Consider the following 16,007-nt stretch of genomic DNA (forward strand, 5'->3'; position numbering starts at 1 on the left):
GGGCCATGCCGCTCGAGTGGCGGCAACGCCACATTCGAGCCTGTAACAGGGGATGGCAAGCCGGCATGCGCCAAGCCTGGCCGGCGAAGAAAGTCGATTCCCTCGATTAGGGCGTGCCGGAAGCGCTCGGGCAACGGCTTTCAGGCGATCTGCCACCAAGCCATGCTGGTATGGAAGGGGGTAAGAGAGGCGGACACGCCTGCTACCGTTCAAACGGGAGGCGCAACAATCGTATTACGGCGCTTTCTTGCCCGTCAGCCCGATCAGGCTCTCGAAAGCGGCTGACGTAGCGTGACCGTCGGCCTTGGCCTTGACCAGCAGCTTGTCCTGATCCTGGGCAAAGACGGCCCGCTCGATCTTGACGTCGAGGCCCGGTATCGCCGGCACGGAGGCCCGGGCCTTGTCCTCGTCGAGGGCCTTGGCCACGGCAACGGTGAAGCGCTGGTTGAGATTGCCGAGCAGGGCGGTCGCGATTTCGGTGATTTGCGGATCGCCCGTCTTGATCGAGGCTTCTCCCTTCACCCGCAAGGCGACCTGGCGCGGCGTCGGGATGTAGAGCTCGACCGGGATGGTGATGGCAATCCGGTCGGTGGCGATCTTGGTCTTGATCTTCTGTCCCAGCACCTTGGCGCAGCCCCAGGCCGTCACCTTGCCGGCAACGTCGATCACCGCCGTATCGCCCTCGGCCCGAATATGGGCGCTATCGATGCTGTTGACCACGAGATTGGGGCCCTTGCGGGCACAGGCATCCGCGGGAAACGGCAATTTGCGCGCGATCGCCAGGGCATTGTCCTGCAGCGATTTCAGGTCGCCGGTAACGGCGAGATCGAGTTGGACGCCGTCCGCCTCGCTCTTGCTGTCGAGGGAAGCCTGGATCGGAATGTCGAGGGGAATGCCGAAGACCGGCACGGAAATCGTGGTCGGGCCGATGTCGAGGGAGAAGGCTGCCCGTCCAAGTCCGCAGATCAGGAGCGCTGCCAGGGTGCTTCTTGCCAAGATCGATTTGGCCACCTTGAATTGCATCATCGGCCTGCCCTCCGCAAAGCGTTTTGTGATTTGGTCGTTTCACCAAGAATCGCAAAGACGCGTCGAATCAAAGAGCTAGAGCAAAATAGCGTTTTCGTCCAAACGCGCTTTGCTCTAGGCAACCCTTGTCCATGCGGGGCTTTTAGCATGGTCCGGCTAGGTTCCGGTAGCAATAGCCCGTCCGTCCTATTATGTCGGAGGCCTGTTTCGTCCTTTCGCCACTCTCTGGAAATCATGCCATGTCCGACGCTCCGGCCCGCCTCGCGGAGGTTCGCCTTGCCATCGCCCGCGCTGAGGCCGACGCGCTGCGCCCTGCAGGCGCGGTGACCCTGATCGCCGTTTCCAAGACGTTCGGGCCGGAAGCGATCGAGCCGGTGCTTGCCGCGGGCCAGCGGGTCTTCGGCGAGAATCGCGTGCAGGAGGCGCAGGGCAAATGGCCTGCTCTCAAGGCTGTCTATCCCGATATCGAGCTTCACCTCATTGGTCCGCTGCAGTCCAACAAGGCCAAGGAAGCGGTGGCCCTGTTCGATGTGATCCACACGGTCGATCGCTCTTCCGTGGCCCAGGCGCTCGCCAAGGAAATCGCCAGGCAAGGCAAGGCGCCGCGCCTGCTGGTGCAGGTCAATACCGGCGAGGAAGCCCAGAAGGCCGGTGTCGCGCCCCAGGAGGCCGATGCCTTCATTGCGGCCTGCCGGGATGACTATGGTCTCGTCATCGACGGGCTGATGTGCATCCCCCCGTTCGAGCAGTCGCCCGGACCGCATTTCGCCCTGCTCGCCAAGATCGCCGCCCGCAACGGGCTTTCGATGCTGTCCATGGGCATGTCGAGCGATTTCGAGACGGCCATCGAGGTTGGCGCCACCCATGTGCGTGTGGGCAGCGCCATCTTCGGGACGCGCTGAGCCCTTTTCCGGGCTTTTCGAGAAATCGCGTATGTCATCCCCGGCGGTGCCTTTGGCTCCGGGAAGGGGATCCAGGGGCCACGCATATATCCCTTTAGCCCCTGGATTCCCTTTCCGCCGCTTGCAGCGGCGCCGGGAATGACAGGCCCGACATAGTCCGTTGATCTTATTGCGATAATGCTCCGTTGGGAGGTGTGGGACCGCTATTTCTTGCTGCCGTCGCTGGCGGGATCGGCGAGAGGATAGCTCTTGTCGGTCAGGCAGGCGCGCAACCAGGGGCTGTCCTCATCCTCGCCGAGATCGGCGCTGATCTTGGGCGACGGTGTGTTCGTGCCGCTGGCATTGGCGGTTGCAGCCGGCTGGAGGGTCCAGTGCCGGTCGGCGGAAGGCTGGCCGTCGGGGCAGGGGCTGCTGCCGTTCTCGTCGCCGCAGGTCGCGATCGTCTTGAGCTTGCCATCGGAGACCTCGGCCACGGTCTGGGTGATGTAGAGCGCGTTGGTGGCGAAGTCCGTCGTCACGGAGCAGACCCGGTCCTCGTTCTGGTAGGTGCGCGTTCCCAGGCAGGTATAGATCTGATCACTGCCACTCGGCAGAAAGTCGCAATCCGCGCTGTAGCCCGCGAAGGGGCCTCCGGTGAATTGGGCGTTGAACCGGCGTTGCTTGAGGGCGATCTCGATCAGCCGCGGCAGCTTGGCATCGGTCTTGGAGAATTCGGCCAAATCCGCGGTGCGCGCCTGGATTGCCTTGAGGAGATTGTTTTTGGGTGCTTCCTCGCCGCTATCTTCGGCACCTTCCGCTCCGTCCTCCTGATCGAGACGAAGATCCCGCCGTGCCAGCCAGTGTTTCTGGCTTTCGATCAGCATGGCGCGGATCTCGGGATCCTGGCTGGCCTTGAGGATCCTGGTATAGGCCACGCCCATGGCGGCATCCGCCTGCCGCAACGATTTGTCGGCGCAGATGCGGCGTTCGATCGAGGTCGAGGCCTTCTTGCAGTCGATGGCGTGGGCGGGCAGGGTGTGGAGCACGGTCAGGGCAGCGATGCTTAAAGCCAGGCGTTTCATTGCGGATGTTCCAAGGAAAGGGCGAAGGAGGAGCGGCAGCGGAGTCGGGGGCAAGGCGAGCGGGAAAGTTCAGGCGTCAGCGGCTTCTGCGCGGGTAGGTGCCGTCTATCAGGCTGCCCTCGCCGCCGCAGATGGCAGCAGCATCGGCGCCACGAACCGTGATCGCGCCCTTGTCGATGGAGAAGGAGAAGCCGAGACCGGGCTTGGCCGCATCACCCTGTTCATCGAGGCCGGCCACGATGTTGACGCGGGTGACCTTGCCTTCGAAGGCGTGGCCCGTGATCGAGCCTTCGGCAATGAAGCCGCAATCGGCAACCGTTGCCGCGCCGTTCGGAACGCCGCCGACGGCGGCACTTACCCGCCAATGCTCGCCGGTGCGCTTGACGATGAGCGTGGCTTCGCCGTTTTCCCGGCGGACATAGGTGCCGGCAGCGGTATCCTGCATGCTCATGGCCGCCGTCGCATCGGCGAAAGCCAGGGCGGCAATCGCACAGCCGGCTGCTGCGAAAATGATCTGTTTCATCAATAACCCTTGCTTATGAAATATCCTGCCGACGTCGCGGGGCGGCGCCTCCGTCAGTCGATGACCATCACGGCACGGCGCGACAGTCTCGGCAGCACCTTGCGGAACACCTCCGGTGCCACGGCGACGCAGCCGGCGGTCGGCGCGTTGTTCTCACGGGAAACATGCCAGAAAATGGCGCTGCCCCGCCCCCTGACGATCGGTGCATCGTTCCAGCCGAGCGGCACGATGACGTCATAGAGGCGATCGCCGCGGGCCAGCCTTTCCTCGGCGTTCTGGTCGAGGGGGCGCTGGATCAGCGTGTTGTAGCGCCGGTCGCAGACGTCGTCGCACCAGGCATCCTGCGGGCGAATGGCGCGGAAGGGCAATTGGCTGGGAATGCGGGGGGCGCGGTCCAGCCGCTGGAACAGGCCGCGGAGCGGCAGCACGGCCCGGGGCGTGACGCCATCTCCCTCCCGTTTGGTGACGGCAATGCCGCTGCGGCCCAGCACGCAGGGGTAGGAAACCCCGCCCACCGTCAGGCGGCCACGGCTGCGCGAAAGCGGGGATGCCTGCACGCGAATGAGATCGATCTTGTGCTTCAAGGGCCGACTTCCAGATTTTTCACCGCAAATCCCTGTCGAAAGTGCCGTCATGCGATTCACAAATCATGGCGCACGCCGTCATAATGCGATAGAGCGCTAAAGCGTTTTGCGATTTGTCGGAATCACCAAGAATCGTAAAGACGCGTCAAGACAAAGAGCCGGAGCAAAAGGGCGTTTTCGCTAAAACGCGCTCTGCTTTGGTATTCAAAGCGCGAAAGCATACCGGGTTTCCTGCCGCGCACGCCGAGCGCCCTGGCAGATTCCTCCTGATCGATCGCTTTCGCCTTCTGGGGAATGTCATGTCCGGCAGCCGCAAAATTCTGATCGTCGACGATGATAATGAACTGCGCCAGGCGCTGGCCGAGCAATTGGCGCTTTATGACGAATTCGAGATCGATCAGGCCGAATCCGCCAGCCGCGCGGTCCAGATCGCCAAGACAGACCATCTCGATCTGGTGATCATGGATGTCGGCCTGCCGGATATGGATGGGCGGGAAGCGGTCAAGCTGCTGCGCAAGAACGGCTTCAAGTCACCGATCATCATGCTGACCGGCCATGATTCCGATGCCGATACCATTCTTGGCCTCGAAGCCGGCGCGAACGACTATGTCGTCAAGCCCTTTCGCTTTGCCGTGCTGCTGGCGCGTGTGCGCGCCCATCTGCGCCAGCACGAGACGAGCGAGGACGCCGTGTTCAACATCGGCCCCTTCACCTTCAAGCCGGCCTCCAAGCTCCTGTTGACCGACAAGGGTTCCAAGGTCCGGCTGACCGAGAAGGAAACCTCGATCCTGCGCTATCTCTATCGTTCTGGCCAGAAGGCGGTGCAGCGCGATGTGCTGCTGCAGGAGGTCTGGGGCTATAATTCGGGCGTGACCACCCATACGCTCGAAACCCATATCTACCGCCTGCGGCAGAAGATCGAGAAAGATCCCTCCAACGCGGCCTTGCTGGTGACCGAGGGCGGCGGCTACAAGCTCGTGCCGTGAGATCGTCACTGCACGTGATCGTGTGGCTGGAATCTCGTCATTGCGAACGCAGTGAAGCAATCAAGGGGGCAGGGTCCCAGCCCTTTGCCTGGATTGCTTCGTTACGCTCGCAATGATGGTGTGAATTATTGTTTGCGCGTAGGACGTTTCCTTCCGAACCCAAGGCCGCAGATGGCGCTCGAAGACGATATGGCATTGCTGGAAAGAGTGGCGCTGTTCCGCTCCATGGACCGTGATGCCCTGCGCCTGCTCGCCTTCTCGTCCGAGACCAGACGGCTGCGTGCCGGCGACACGCTGTTTCGCAAGGACGACATCTCCGAATATGGCTTCGTCGTCGCCTCGGGCGCGATCACGCTGATCGACGACGACGTCGCCACCGCCATCGTCGGACCCGGCACCCTGATCGGCGAAATGGCCCTGCTGTCGGAAACCCGCCGTCCCACCACGGCGATCGCGCGGGAGGCCAGCGTGGTGCTGCGCGTGTCGCGCCAGATGTTCAGGCGCACGTTGGAGGAATATCCGGCGACGGCGGCCCGCATCGCCGACGAGGTTCGCCGCCGCGTGCAGGACATGTCGAGCGAGCTGGCCGGGGTGAAGGACCGCCTGCGCCGTATCGGCATCGACCATCATGACGAGGAAAGCTGATTCGCTCGCTTTTCGTTCCAGTGCTGTTCGCTTTCCTAAAGTGTTGGCTGCAATAGGCTCAAGTTGTTCCACTGCGGGACATGCACCTGTGCCGTTCAGCTACGGTTCAGCCGCTGTCTGCTAAATTCGATACCCAGAAACCCTCATTGTTTCGACGCGTCTTTACGGTGCCTGGCGTTATTACCGAGCCGTAAAACGGTCAAGGAGAGTGCAGGATGAGAACGCCTATCGGGTTGATCTTCGCAGCTTGCTTTGCTGCGATTGGTTTCTTTGCGACCGCCCAGAGTTCATCGGCCATGCCCATCGCCCCCGCCGGCCAAACCAGAGCCGACGGTCAGGCGCTGAATAACGGCTTGGTCCAGACTATCCGCCATCGCCGCCATTGGCGTCCCTATTACCGCTACCATTACCGTCCCTATTACAGGCGCCATTACTACCGCCCCTATTATTATCGCCCCTATTATCGCCCCTACTACCGGCGTCATTATTATCGGCCCTATTACCGTCCCTATTATCGCCCCCGCTACTATCACCATCGGGGCTGGGGATGGGGCCATCGCCGTTGGCATCGCTGGTAGGAGCGCGCTTCGTCACCTAAAGACGACGTGGTTCGCGGGCCGGTCTCACGACCGGCCCGTTTTTTGCCGGACGAAGTCGGTGATTCGGGCGCCCTTTGTTCCATGCCCGTACCAGGCCTTAAGCTGCGCTGCCGAAAACCAGGCCGGGTGGCCCATTCCGGGAATTAATCCATGCCGGCCGGAAGGAAGTGGCTGCAACGCTTTCTCCATGGACGAAGGGAGGCAGGTGCGAAGCTGCATTGCTCGGCGCGAGGCTTTCGGGGATTGCGGAACGCGGCCCGGCGGGACGGTCGGTGATTCGCTCCCGCTTCGTTCAAAGGCCGTTCCCAACATTAACGACCCACCACGAAATGCCGAAAGCTCGACCCAAAATGGGAACGAGTTCCTCGCATTGCCGGCATTGGCCAGGCCCGTCCTTAACCCTGTTCAGACATGGCGCACCAATCGTGCATGCCTGCCGACGACAGACGAGTGAAGCGGGAATTTCGCCCGGGCAGCGATTCGGGCGCCTTCCGTTCCAGTCTCGTTCGGGGGGTTAAATTTCGGCCATTCACGCCCATATTTGCGTTTCATGGCGAGACAGAATGATATGTGTCTGGTACCAGAATGCAGGAAATGCGCACAAAAGCCGTATTTCCTTGACGTCGCGGGGCATTGGGTGTCTGGCGAATCCTGAAAACGGGGTGCTCCGGCTTCCCTCAAGGCGTCTTGAGATTTGACCAAAGCAGGCCAAATCTCAAAGACGCTCTGGCCAATCGATTGGATTGGCTTGGAAACAACGAGTTAGAGCCAGGAAGCGTTGCCGCCGAAACGCGCTTTGCTCTGCGAAATGACGCCCGAAAGACCGCCGACCTTGATGCTGCCTCCCATCCTGCCCCCATCCGTGCGCGCCCGCGGTGTTACAGCGGTGCTGGGGCCGACCAATACCGGCAAGACCTATCTGGCCATCGAGCGCCTGCTCGGCCATGGCGCCGGTATCATCGGCCTGCCGCTGCGGCTGCTGGCGCGCGAGGTCTACAACAAGCTGGTGGAGCGTGTGGGCGCCGAGTTCGTGGCGCTCGTGACCGGCGAGGAGAAGATCAAGCCCGACAAGGCCCGCTATTGGGTGGCGACGGCGGAGGCCATGCCGCGGGACCTCGAAGTGCCGTTCGTGGCGCTCGACGAGATCCAGATCGCCGCCGATCTCGAGCGCGGGCATGTCTTCACCGACCGGCTGCTCAACCGGCGCGGCACGCATGAGACGCTGCTGCTCGGCTCGGCGACGATGAAGCCGATCGTCGAGAAGCTGATCCCGGGCGTGAATGTGGTGACGCGGCCGCGCCTGTCCCATCTCCTGTTCGCCGGCGACCGAAAGCTGACGCGCCTGCCGCGGCGCACCGCCATCGTGGCCTTCTCGGCCGACGAGGTCTATGCCATCGCCGAACTGATCCGCCGCCAGCGCGGCGGCGCCGCCGTGGTGCTGGGTGCCCTGTCGCCGCGCACCCGCAATGCCCAGGTGGCGATGTATCAGAACGGCGATGTCGACTTCCTGGTCGCCACCGACGCCATCGGCATGGGCCTCAATCTCGACGTCGACCATGTCGCCTTTGCCGGCGACCGCAAATTCGACGGTTACCAGTTCCGCCGCCTGACGCCCGCCGAGTTCGGCCAGATCGCCGGCCGCGCCGGGCGCCATGTCCGCGACGGCACCTTCGGCTCGACCGGGCGCTGCGATCCGTTCGAGCCTGAACTGGTGGAGGCCATCGAGGGGCATTCCTTCGACAGCGTTAAAGTGCTGCAGTGGCGCAATCCCGCCCTCAATTTCTCTTCGCTGGAAGCGCTGCAGGCCTCGCTGTCGGCAACGCCCGAGGAGCAAGGACTGACCCGGGCTCCCGACGCCGACGACATCCGGGCCCTGTCCATCCTCGCCCGTGACGAGGAGGTGAGGCGCCTCGCCAAGGGCGGCCAGGCGGTGGCGCGGCTGTGGGAAGTGGCCGGCTTGCCCGACTATCGCAAGATTTCCCCTCATTCCCATGCCGACATCATCACGAATCTCTATGGATTTTTGATGCGGGAGGGTAAGGTCCCGGACGACTGGTTCGCCCGTCAAGTTGCCATGTCGGATCGGACCGACGGCGACATCGATACGCTCTCGACGCGTATCGCCCATATCCGAACCTGGACTTTTGCGGCAAATCGGCTTGACTGGCTGAAAGACCCCGCTCATTGGCAAGGTGTGACACGCAGTGTGGAGGACAAGCTCTCCGACGCATTGCATGAACGGCTTGCCCAACGCTTTGTCGACCGTCGCACCAGCGTGCTGATGCGGCGCCTTAGAGAAAACGCCATGCTTGAGACTGAAATTACCAAAACCGGCGATGTGATTGTCGAGGGACAACATGTCGGAACGCTGCAGGGTTTCCAGTTCGCGCCCGACCCGAGTGCCGGCGACGGTGAGAGCGGCCGCGCCTTGCGGGCCGCGGCGGCCAAGGCTCTGGCAGGCGAGATCGACGCGCGCAGCCAGAAATTCGCGCAGGCGCCCGATACCGAATTCGCCCTGGCGGCGGATGGCACGGTGCGCTGGATCGGCGAGCCCGTGGCCAAGCTCATCGGCGGGGAGAAGCCGCTGACGCCGCGCATCCGTTTGCTGGCGGATGAGCAGCTGACGGGCCCGGCCCGCGATTCCGTGCAGACGCGGCTCGATATCTGGATCGGCAACCACATCACCCGCTTACTCGGGCCGCTGCTGCTGCTCGACAAGGCCGAGGACCTGCAAGGCTTGGCCAAGGGCATCGCCTTCCAGCTCGTCGAGGCACTGGGCGTGCTCGATCGCTCCAAGGTGGCCGAGGACCTCAAGCAACTCGATCAGAATCAGCGCGCTTCGCTGCGCAAGCATGGCGTGCGCTTCGGCGCCTATCACATCTATCTGCCGATGCTGATGAAGCCGGCGCCCCGCGCGCTCGCCGCGCAGTTGTGGGCTCTCACCCATGGCGGCCTCGACCAGAAGGGGCTCGACGAGATCCCGCATCTGGCGGCCTCGGGCCGGACCTCCATGCCGGCCGACAAGACCATCGACAAGGGGCTCTATCGCCTGGTCGGCTATCGCGTCTGCGGCGAGCGGGCGGTGCGCGTCGACATTCTCGAGCGCCTCGCCGACCTCATTCGCCCGGCGATCGCCTATCGCCCCGGCACCACGGTGGGCCAGCCGCCGGCCGGTACCGCCGATGGGGATGGTTTCGTCGCCACCGTGCAGATGACCTCGCTGGTCGGCTGCTCGGGCGAGGATTTCGCCTCGATCCTGCGGGGCCTGGGCTATCGCTCCGACAAGCGCAAGGGCCCGGCGATCACCCAGGAAATCCGGCTGCCGGCGCCGACCGAGCCTGCCGCGCCCGTCGAGGCTGCCGCGGCTGAGGCTGCGGACGGTGCTGAGGCTGCCGAATCGAGCCAGGAAGCCGCTCCGACGCCCGCCGAGATCGATGCCATGGAGGCGATCGGCTCGCCGCCGCATGAGCACAGCTTCCAGGAAGTCGCCGAGGCTGCCGGAGAGGCGGTGAGCGACGCGCCGGCCGACGACACGCCCAGCGCCGAGGCTCCGACCGAGGAAGTGCAGATCGCGGAGGCCCTGGCCGAGGAAGCCCAAGGCAAGGAAGCTCAAGCCGAGCAGATCCAAGGCGAGCAGGTCCAAATCGAGCAAGTTCAAGCCGAGCAGGCTCAGGTCTCCGAAGCCCCGGTCGAGGAAACGGCCGGAGCCGAGACTGCGGCTCCTGAGGAGCCCGCTGAGGCAAGCGAAGGCATCGAAGGTGCAGAGGCTGCGACCACGGCCGAAACCTCCTCCGAGACGCCCGCCGCCGAGGCGGCGGTCGAGGAAGTACCTGAGATCGAGGTCTGGCGACCGGCACGCTTCGAGCGGCACCAGCGTCCGCATCACCATGGCCGTCCCCAGCATGGCAACCGCCAGCCCGGCGCCGAGCGCAAGCCGGAGGCAGGCGGCGGCTTCCGCCGTGGTCGTCCGGCGCCAGCGGAAGGCGCAGCTCCTGCCGAAGGTACGGAGGCCCGGCAAGGTGACCGGCCCAACCGCTTCGACCGGCCGCGCCGCGATGATCGCGGCAATGGCCGGCCGCGGGAGGACAGGGGCTTCGGCGAGCGCAAGCAGGGTAGCGAAGGCGGGCGGCCCCGGGGGGATGCCCGTCCCGACCGCGGACCGCGTCCCGATCGTGGCCCGCGGCCCGATCGGCAGGAGCGGGGCGGCGACCGCCCGCGCAACTGGTCGAGCGACTCCAAGCCGCAGGGAGGACGCGAATCCAATCGCGCGCCGGATCCCAATTCGCCTTTCGCCAAGCTGCTCGCCCTCAAGGAGCAGATGCAGGGCGGCAAGCCGGACAAGACCTGATCCACAGCGTTTTGCGATTTGACGGAGTCACCCCGAATCGCAAAGACGCGTCTGAACGCGTTTTGCTCTAGGGAACCGACTTATGAGCCAGGCCGGAAGCCAGGATCGTCTTCGGATCGACAAATGGCTCTGGCACGCACGCGTGGTGAAGACACGCTCCTTGGCCGCGAAACTGGTGACGGACGGTCATGTCCGCCTCAACGGCACGCGCACGGATAGCCCGGCCAAGGCCGTCAAGGTGGGCGATGTGCTCACCATCGCCCTGGAGCGTACCGTCCGGGTCTATCGCGTTCTCGCCTTGGGCGATCGACGCGGCCCGGCGAGCGAGGCCCAGACGCTCTACGAGGACCTGTCACCCGAGCCGCCGGGCCGGCTGGCGGTGACCTGAGGCCATCGGCAATCCCGGTATAGGCGGCCTTTGCGCGGTTGAAGCAGAATTGGTGTGTCGGTCTGGAGATCGACACACTAGTCCGGGGCCTTATCGATTCGGTCCATAATCCCTATATTCGTGATAGACAGGATGGACTTTGTCCTGCGTGGAGCGAATCGGGCAATGCTGACGAACAAGGGCAAATATGGTCTCAAGGCGCTGGCGCACCTCGCCAGCCTGCCGGCCGGCGAGACGGCGCAAAGCCAGGAAATCGCCGAAGCCAACCGCATTCCCAAGAAGTTTCTCGATGCGATCCTGGGCGAGTTGCGCGTGGCCGGCATCGTACGCTCCAAGAAAGGCAAGGGCGGCGGCTACATGCTGGCGCGCGAAGCCAGCCAGATCAGCGTCGGCAATGCCATCCGGGTTCTCGACGGCCCGCTCGCGCCGATCGCCTGCGCCAGCCACACCGCTTATCAGCCTTGCCTCGACTGCCCGGATGTTCCAGGTTGCACCGTACGCCTTTTGATGCGGCGTGTGCGGGACCTCTCTTCCAACCTGCTCGACAACATGTCGGTGGAAGAGATGCGTCAGGCAGGGGGCGGGGAACAAGAGCTGACCTATTCGATTTGAACTCCCTGCGGCCCTTGAGCCCGAACCGGCACGGCCAAGTGCCGGACGGGTCCATTTGTTGTCATGAATATGGAGAGCATTCATGGAAAAACGTGCGATTGGACGGTCGGATCTGTCGGTTGCTCCGCTTGGCCTGGGTGGCAATGTCTTTGGCTGGAGCGCGGATGAGAAAGCCTCCTTCGCCGTCCTCGATGCTTTCGTCGGGGGTGGTTTCAACCTGATCGACACTGCCGATGTCTATTCATCCTGGGTTCCCGGCAATCAGGGCGGCGAATCCGAGGTCATCATCGGCAAGTGGATGAAGGCTCGCGGCAATCGCGCCGACATCGTGCTCACCACCAAGGTCGGCTCGGAAATGGGGCCGGGCAAGAAGGGCCTGTCGCGCGACTACATCGTCCAGGCGGTGGAGGACTCGCTCAAGCGCCTGCAGACCGACTATATCGACCTCTATCTCTCCCATTGGGAGGATCCGGAGGTCGAACTCGAGGAAACGCTGGGCATCTATGCCGAGCTGGTCAAGGACGGCAAGGTGCGGGTGATCGGTAATTCCAATCATAGCGCCAATACCATGTTCAAGGCGCTGGCGATCAGCACCAAGGAGATGTGGCCGCGTTTCGAGAACCTGCAGACGCAATATAATCTCTATGATCGCTCCGGTTATGAGCGCGAGCTCGAGGCTTTCTGTCTCAAGAACGAGATTGGCGTGACCAGCTATTTCTCACTGGCCAAGGGCTTCCTGTCCGGCAAATATCGCAGCGAAGCCGATTTCGCCAAGAGCAATGCGCGTGGCGGCGACATGGGCACCTACCTCAACGAGCGTGGCCTGCGCATCCTCGCCGCCCTGGACGCGGTGGCCGAGGCCAAGAACGCCACGCCCGCCCAAGTCGCCATTGCCTGGCTGATTGCAAGGCCCGGTATCGTCGCTCCGATCGCCAGCGCCACCAGCGTCGAGCAGCTCTCCGACCTGATCAAGGCGACCGAGCTCAATCTTGGTTCGGCCGAGATCGAGCAGCTCACCAAGGCGAGCGCATAATTTTCCTGTCGCTGTCGAAAGCGAACGGGATGGCGCGTCATTGTCATGCCGGCGCATCATGCGCCGGCGGAGACAGGAGGAACCCATGCAGTTCGCAATTCTGATCTACAGCAGCGAAGAAGCCATGCTGAAGGCGGATCCCGCCAACAAGCAGCAGATCCTAGCGGCCTATCAGGCCTATACGCAGGCGCTCCAGTCGGCCGGTGCCCTCGGCCCCTGGAGCCGCCTGCGCCCGACGGCTTCGGCCACCACCGTGCGCATCGCCGACGGCAAGACCCAGGTGCTCAACGGGCCCTTCGCCGACACACGCGAGCAGCTCGGCGGCTTCTATATCATCGACGTGCCGGACCTGGATGCCGCGATCGGCTGGGCGGCGCGCTGCCCGAGCGCCGCCATCGGGACCATCGAGGTCCGGCCGATATGGGACCCGAAGGACTATTGAGCGAACGGCCCGAGCCGGTGTCTTCAGCCCCCGCAGCCGAGCTTGCCGAAATCGTGGCGCGACGCAGCTATGGCCGGCTCGTCGCTCTTCTCGCGGCGCGCTCGGGCGACATTGCGGGGGCCGAGGATGCCCTGGCCGACGCCTTTGCTGCGGCCATGGAACATTGGCCGGCGGGCGGCGTGCCCGTCAATCCCGAAGCCTGGCTGCTGACCGCGGCCCGGCGCCGCCAGATCGATGCGGCCCGCCGCGCCAGGCTGCGCGGCGAAAAGGCGGACGAGGTCAGCCGCCATGTCGAGGCCCTCGCCTCGGAGCAGGGCGAGCGGCATGCCGTGCCCGATGAGCGCCTGCGCCTGATGTTCGCCTGCGCCCATCCCTCCCTCGATGCCACCGTGCGTGCGCCCCTGATCCTGCAGGTGATATTGGGGTTCGATGCCGGCGCGATCGCCAGCGCCTTCCTGGTCTCGCCCGTGGCGATGAGCCAGAGACTGGTGCGGGCCAAGGCCAAGATCAAGCAAGCCGGCATCCCCTTCCGCATCCCGGAGCCCGACGAGTTGCCCGGCCGTCTCGACGCGGTGCTGGAGGCCGTTTATGCCGTCTATGCCGAAGGCTGGGCCGATCCGGAAGGGGCTCATGCCCGCGAGCGCAATCTGTCGACGGAGGGTATCTGGCTCGGCCGGCTGCTCGCCTCGCTCCTGCCCGGCGAGCCGGAAGTGCTGGGACTGCTGGCCCTGATGCTGCACGCCGAAGCGCGGCGGGCGGCGCGCCGCGGCCAGGGCGGCGATTATATTCCGCTGGAGCAGCAGGACACCACGCTCTGGGATGCGGGACTGATCGAGGAGGCCGAGGCCTTGCTTGCCCGGGCCGGCCAGGTCCGCCAGATCGGCCGCTATCAGCTGGAAGCCGCGCTGCAATCGGCCCATGCGCATCGACGCATCTGCGCGACGACGGACTGGGCCGCGATCGTCACATTGTATGAAGCCCTGGTTCTGCTGACAGCTTCTCCAGTGGCCGCCATCAACCGGGCCGTGGCGCTCGCCCGCCTCATGGGGCCGCAGGCTGGTCTGGCTGCACTTGACGAGGTCGCCGGTGACGGACGCATCGTCGATTACCAGCCCTATTGGGCCGCGCGTGCGGACTTGCTGGTGCGGGCCGCCAGACCGGAGGAGGCCCGCAATGCCTATTTGCGGGCGATCGGCCTGGAGAGCGATCCGGCCATCCGCCGCTATCTGCAGGCACGCCTGGCGGATTTGGCGGCGTGACTGCGCGGCGAGGGAGGAGGGCGGATATCGTCGCCCACTCTTGCTCTCTACGTCGCGCAGCCCCTAACCCTCTCCCCGTAGGAGCGTGGTGAGGGCGCAACGCAGCCTTGGCGAAGCGGAGCGAGCGGGCAATGCCCACGAAACGCGCTCAGGATTGCTTGGCGAAGGTCTCGTCGAAGGAATAGCCGGCACCGCGCACGGTGCGGATCGGATCGATCTCGCGCGTGCGGTTCATCGCCTTGCGCAGGCGGCCGACATGCACGTCGACCGTGCGCTCGTCGATATAGACGTCGCGGCCCCAGACGCTGTCGAGCAACTGCTCGCGCGCGAAGACGCGTCCCGGTGCCTGCATCAGGAATTCGAGCAGGCGGAACTCGGTCGGGCCGAGGCGGATCTCGCGATTGCCGCGATGGACGCGCTTGGTCTCGCGGTCGAGGGAGATGTCGCCGGCCTTGAGCAGGGAGGCGACGTGATCGGGCTTGGCCCGGCGCAGCAGGGCACGCACGCGGGCCGAGAGCTCGGGCACGGAGAAGGGCTTGACGACATAGTCGTCGGCGCCGGTGGCCAGCCCCCGCACGCGTTCGGTTTCCTCGCCGCGCGCCGTGAGCATGATCACCGGCAGGCGCTCGGTTTCCGGGCGCATGCGAATGCGCCGGCACAATTCGATGCCGGACAGGCCCGGCAACATCCAGTCGAGCAGAACCAGGTCCGGCACGCTTTCGCGCAAGCGGATCTCGGCGTCGTCTCCGCGTGCGACACTATCCACCTCATAGCCTTCGGCTTCGAGATTGTAGCGCAGCAGCAGGGTCAGCGCTTCTTCGTCCTCGACGATCAGAACCTTGGGAGGCATGGCCTATCCCTTGTTATTTAGCCGGCACAGGAAGGTCGACGAGATCGGTGCTGTTGTCCGCCTTGGGCCGCTCTCCGGCCGGCGATTCACCGGTCACGAGATAGTGGACCGTCTCGGCGATGTTGGTGGCGTGGTCACCGATGCGCTCGATGTTCTTGGCGCAGAACAGCAGATGGGTGCAGAAGCCGATATTGCGCGGATCTTCCATCATGTAGGTCAGCAATTCGCGGAACAGCGAGGTATACATCGCATCGATCTCGCCGTCCGAGCGCCAGACCGAGAGGGCTTCCTCGACATTGCGTTGGGCGAAGGCGTCGAGCACCTGCTTGAGCTGCTCGAGTACCAGGTCGGCCATGTGGTCGAAACCGCCGAAGAGCTGGGCCGGCTGGGCGTGACTGTGGATGGCCACCACGCGCTTGGCGACATTCTTGCCGAGGTCGCCGATCCGCTCGAGGTCATTGGCCACCCGCAGGGCCGAGACGATCTCGCGCAGGTCGAGAGCCAGCGGCTGGCGCTTGGCGATGATCAGGATGGCCCTGTCCTCGACCTGGCGCTGCAACTTGTCGATCGCGGCGTCGAGATCGATCACCGCCTTGGCGCGCTGGGTGTCGCGCTTGAGCAGGGCTTCGACGCTGTCGGCTACGCTCTTCTCGGCATAGCCACCCATTTCGGCGATCATGTTGCGCAGCTCGCGCAGTTCCTGGTCGAAGGATGTAACGATATGGTCGGACATGCCGCCTCCAAATGAA

Annotated in this window: 16 protein-coding genes; 10 read left to right on the plus strand and 6 right to left on the minus strand. The window is 64.3% G+C overall.

What is annotated here, in order from left to right; translation table 11 throughout:
* Positions 1 to 234: 234 nt before the first annotated feature.
* Positions 235 to 1,026: a hypothetical protein gene (locus ACIGJE_RS08040; protein WP_415086941.1), complete on the minus strand. Its 792-nt coding sequence runs from the start codon at positions 1,024 to 1,026 to the stop codon at positions 235 to 237.
* 239 nt (positions 1,027 to 1,265) lie between these two features.
* Here ACIGJE_RS08040 and ACIGJE_RS08045 point away from each other — a divergent pair, with 239 nt between their 5' ends.
* Positions 1,266 to 1,928 carry a YggS family pyridoxal phosphate-dependent enzyme gene (locus ACIGJE_RS08045; protein ID WP_415086943.1) on the plus strand — a complete coding sequence of 221 codons (663 nt, stop codon included), beginning with the start codon at positions 1,266 to 1,268 and terminating at the stop codon, positions 1,926 to 1,928.
* Between the two features lie 203 nt (positions 1,929 to 2,131).
* On the opposite strand, the gene ACIGJE_RS08050 is transcribed toward ACIGJE_RS08045, so the two are convergent.
* From ACIGJE_RS08050 to ACIGJE_RS08060, 3 genes are all read right to left on the minus strand, one after another.
* A complete protein-coding gene (locus ACIGJE_RS08050; protein WP_483679754.1) occupies positions 2,132 to 2,989 on the minus strand; it encodes a lysozyme inhibitor LprI family protein in 858 nt (285 codons plus the stop codon).
* Positions 2,990 to 3,065: 76 nt separating this feature from the next.
* A complete protein-coding gene (locus ACIGJE_RS08055; protein WP_415086947.1) occupies positions 3,066 to 3,512 on the minus strand; it encodes a hypothetical protein in 447 nt (148 codons plus the stop codon).
* 53 nt (positions 3,513 to 3,565) lie between these two features.
* Complete coding sequence (locus ACIGJE_RS08060; protein WP_483679756.1) at positions 3,566 to 4,096, minus strand: L,D-transpeptidase family protein; 531 nt, start codon at positions 4,094 to 4,096, stop codon at positions 3,566 to 3,568.
* Positions 4,097 to 4,395: 299 nt separating this feature from the next.
* On the opposite strand from ACIGJE_RS08060, the gene ACIGJE_RS08065 reads away from it, so the two are divergent.
* The 9 genes from ACIGJE_RS08065 to ACIGJE_RS08105 all read left to right on the plus strand — a co-directional run bounded on the left by ACIGJE_RS08065 (position 4,396) and on the right by ACIGJE_RS08105 (position 14,408).
* Positions 4,396 to 5,082, plus strand: coding sequence for a response regulator transcription factor (locus tag ACIGJE_RS08065; RefSeq protein ID WP_105864259.1), 687 nt, complete (start codon positions 4,396 to 4,398; stop codon positions 5,080 to 5,082).
* A 171-nt stretch (positions 5,083 to 5,253) separates the two neighbouring features.
* Complete coding sequence (locus ACIGJE_RS08070; protein ID WP_367625307.1) at positions 5,254 to 5,727, plus strand: cyclic nucleotide-binding domain-containing protein; 474 nt, start codon at positions 5,254 to 5,256, stop codon at positions 5,725 to 5,727.
* A 353-nt stretch (positions 5,728 to 6,080) separates the two neighbouring features.
* The gene (locus ACIGJE_RS08075) at positions 6,081 to 6,305 is read left to right on the plus strand and encodes a hypothetical protein (protein ID WP_483679759.1); all 225 of its coding nucleotides are present in this window, start codon (positions 6,081 to 6,083) and stop codon (positions 6,303 to 6,305) included.
* A gap of 856 nt (positions 6,306 to 7,161) precedes the next feature.
* The gene (locus ACIGJE_RS08080; protein ID WP_483680219.1) at positions 7,162 to 10,674 is read left to right on the plus strand and encodes a helicase-related protein; all 3,513 of its coding nucleotides are present in this window, start codon (positions 7,162 to 7,164) and stop codon (positions 10,672 to 10,674) included.
* 82 nt (positions 10,675 to 10,756) lie between these two features.
* On the plus strand, positions 10,757 to 11,062 hold the full coding sequence (locus ACIGJE_RS08085) for an RNA-binding S4 domain-containing protein (protein ID WP_394313816.1): 306 nt from the start codon (positions 10,757 to 10,759) through the stop codon (positions 11,060 to 11,062).
* Positions 11,063 to 11,227: 165 nt separating this feature from the next.
* Positions 11,228 to 11,674, plus strand: coding sequence for an RrF2 family transcriptional regulator (locus ACIGJE_RS08090; RefSeq protein ID WP_068299180.1), 447 nt, complete (start codon positions 11,228 to 11,230; stop codon positions 11,672 to 11,674).
* 82 nt (positions 11,675 to 11,756) lie between these two features.
* Positions 11,757 to 12,707 carry an aldo/keto reductase gene (locus tag ACIGJE_RS08095; protein ID WP_311944219.1) on the plus strand — a complete coding sequence of 317 codons (951 nt, stop codon included), beginning with the start codon at positions 11,757 to 11,759 and terminating at the stop codon, positions 12,705 to 12,707.
* A gap of 85 nt (positions 12,708 to 12,792) precedes the next feature.
* A complete protein-coding gene (locus tag ACIGJE_RS08100; RefSeq protein WP_311944220.1) occupies positions 12,793 to 13,149 on the plus strand; it encodes a YciI family protein in 357 nt (118 codons plus the stop codon).
* Positions 13,146 to 14,408: an RNA polymerase sigma factor gene (locus tag ACIGJE_RS08105; RefSeq protein WP_311944221.1), complete on the plus strand. Its 1,263-nt coding sequence runs from the start codon at positions 13,146 to 13,148 to the stop codon at positions 14,406 to 14,408. Before ACIGJE_RS08100 ends, ACIGJE_RS08105 begins: the two co-directional genes overlap by 4 nt.
* A gap of 148 nt (positions 14,409 to 14,556) precedes the next feature.
* Here the strand turns inward: ACIGJE_RS08105 and phoB are convergent, their stop codons facing one another.
* Complete coding sequence (gene phoB / locus ACIGJE_RS08110; RefSeq protein ID WP_068299173.1) at positions 14,557 to 15,258, minus strand: phosphate regulon transcriptional regulator PhoB; 702 nt, start codon at positions 15,256 to 15,258, stop codon at positions 14,557 to 14,559.
* 13 nt (positions 15,259 to 15,271) lie between these two features.
* Positions 15,272 to 15,991: a phosphate signaling complex protein PhoU gene (gene phoU, locus ACIGJE_RS08115; protein WP_068299159.1), complete on the minus strand. Its 720-nt coding sequence runs from the start codon at positions 15,989 to 15,991 to the stop codon at positions 15,272 to 15,274.
* Between the last annotated feature and the right edge of the window lie 16 nt (positions 15,992 to 16,007).

The organism is Labrys sp. E2SS-1L (genome assembly GCF_057073705.1).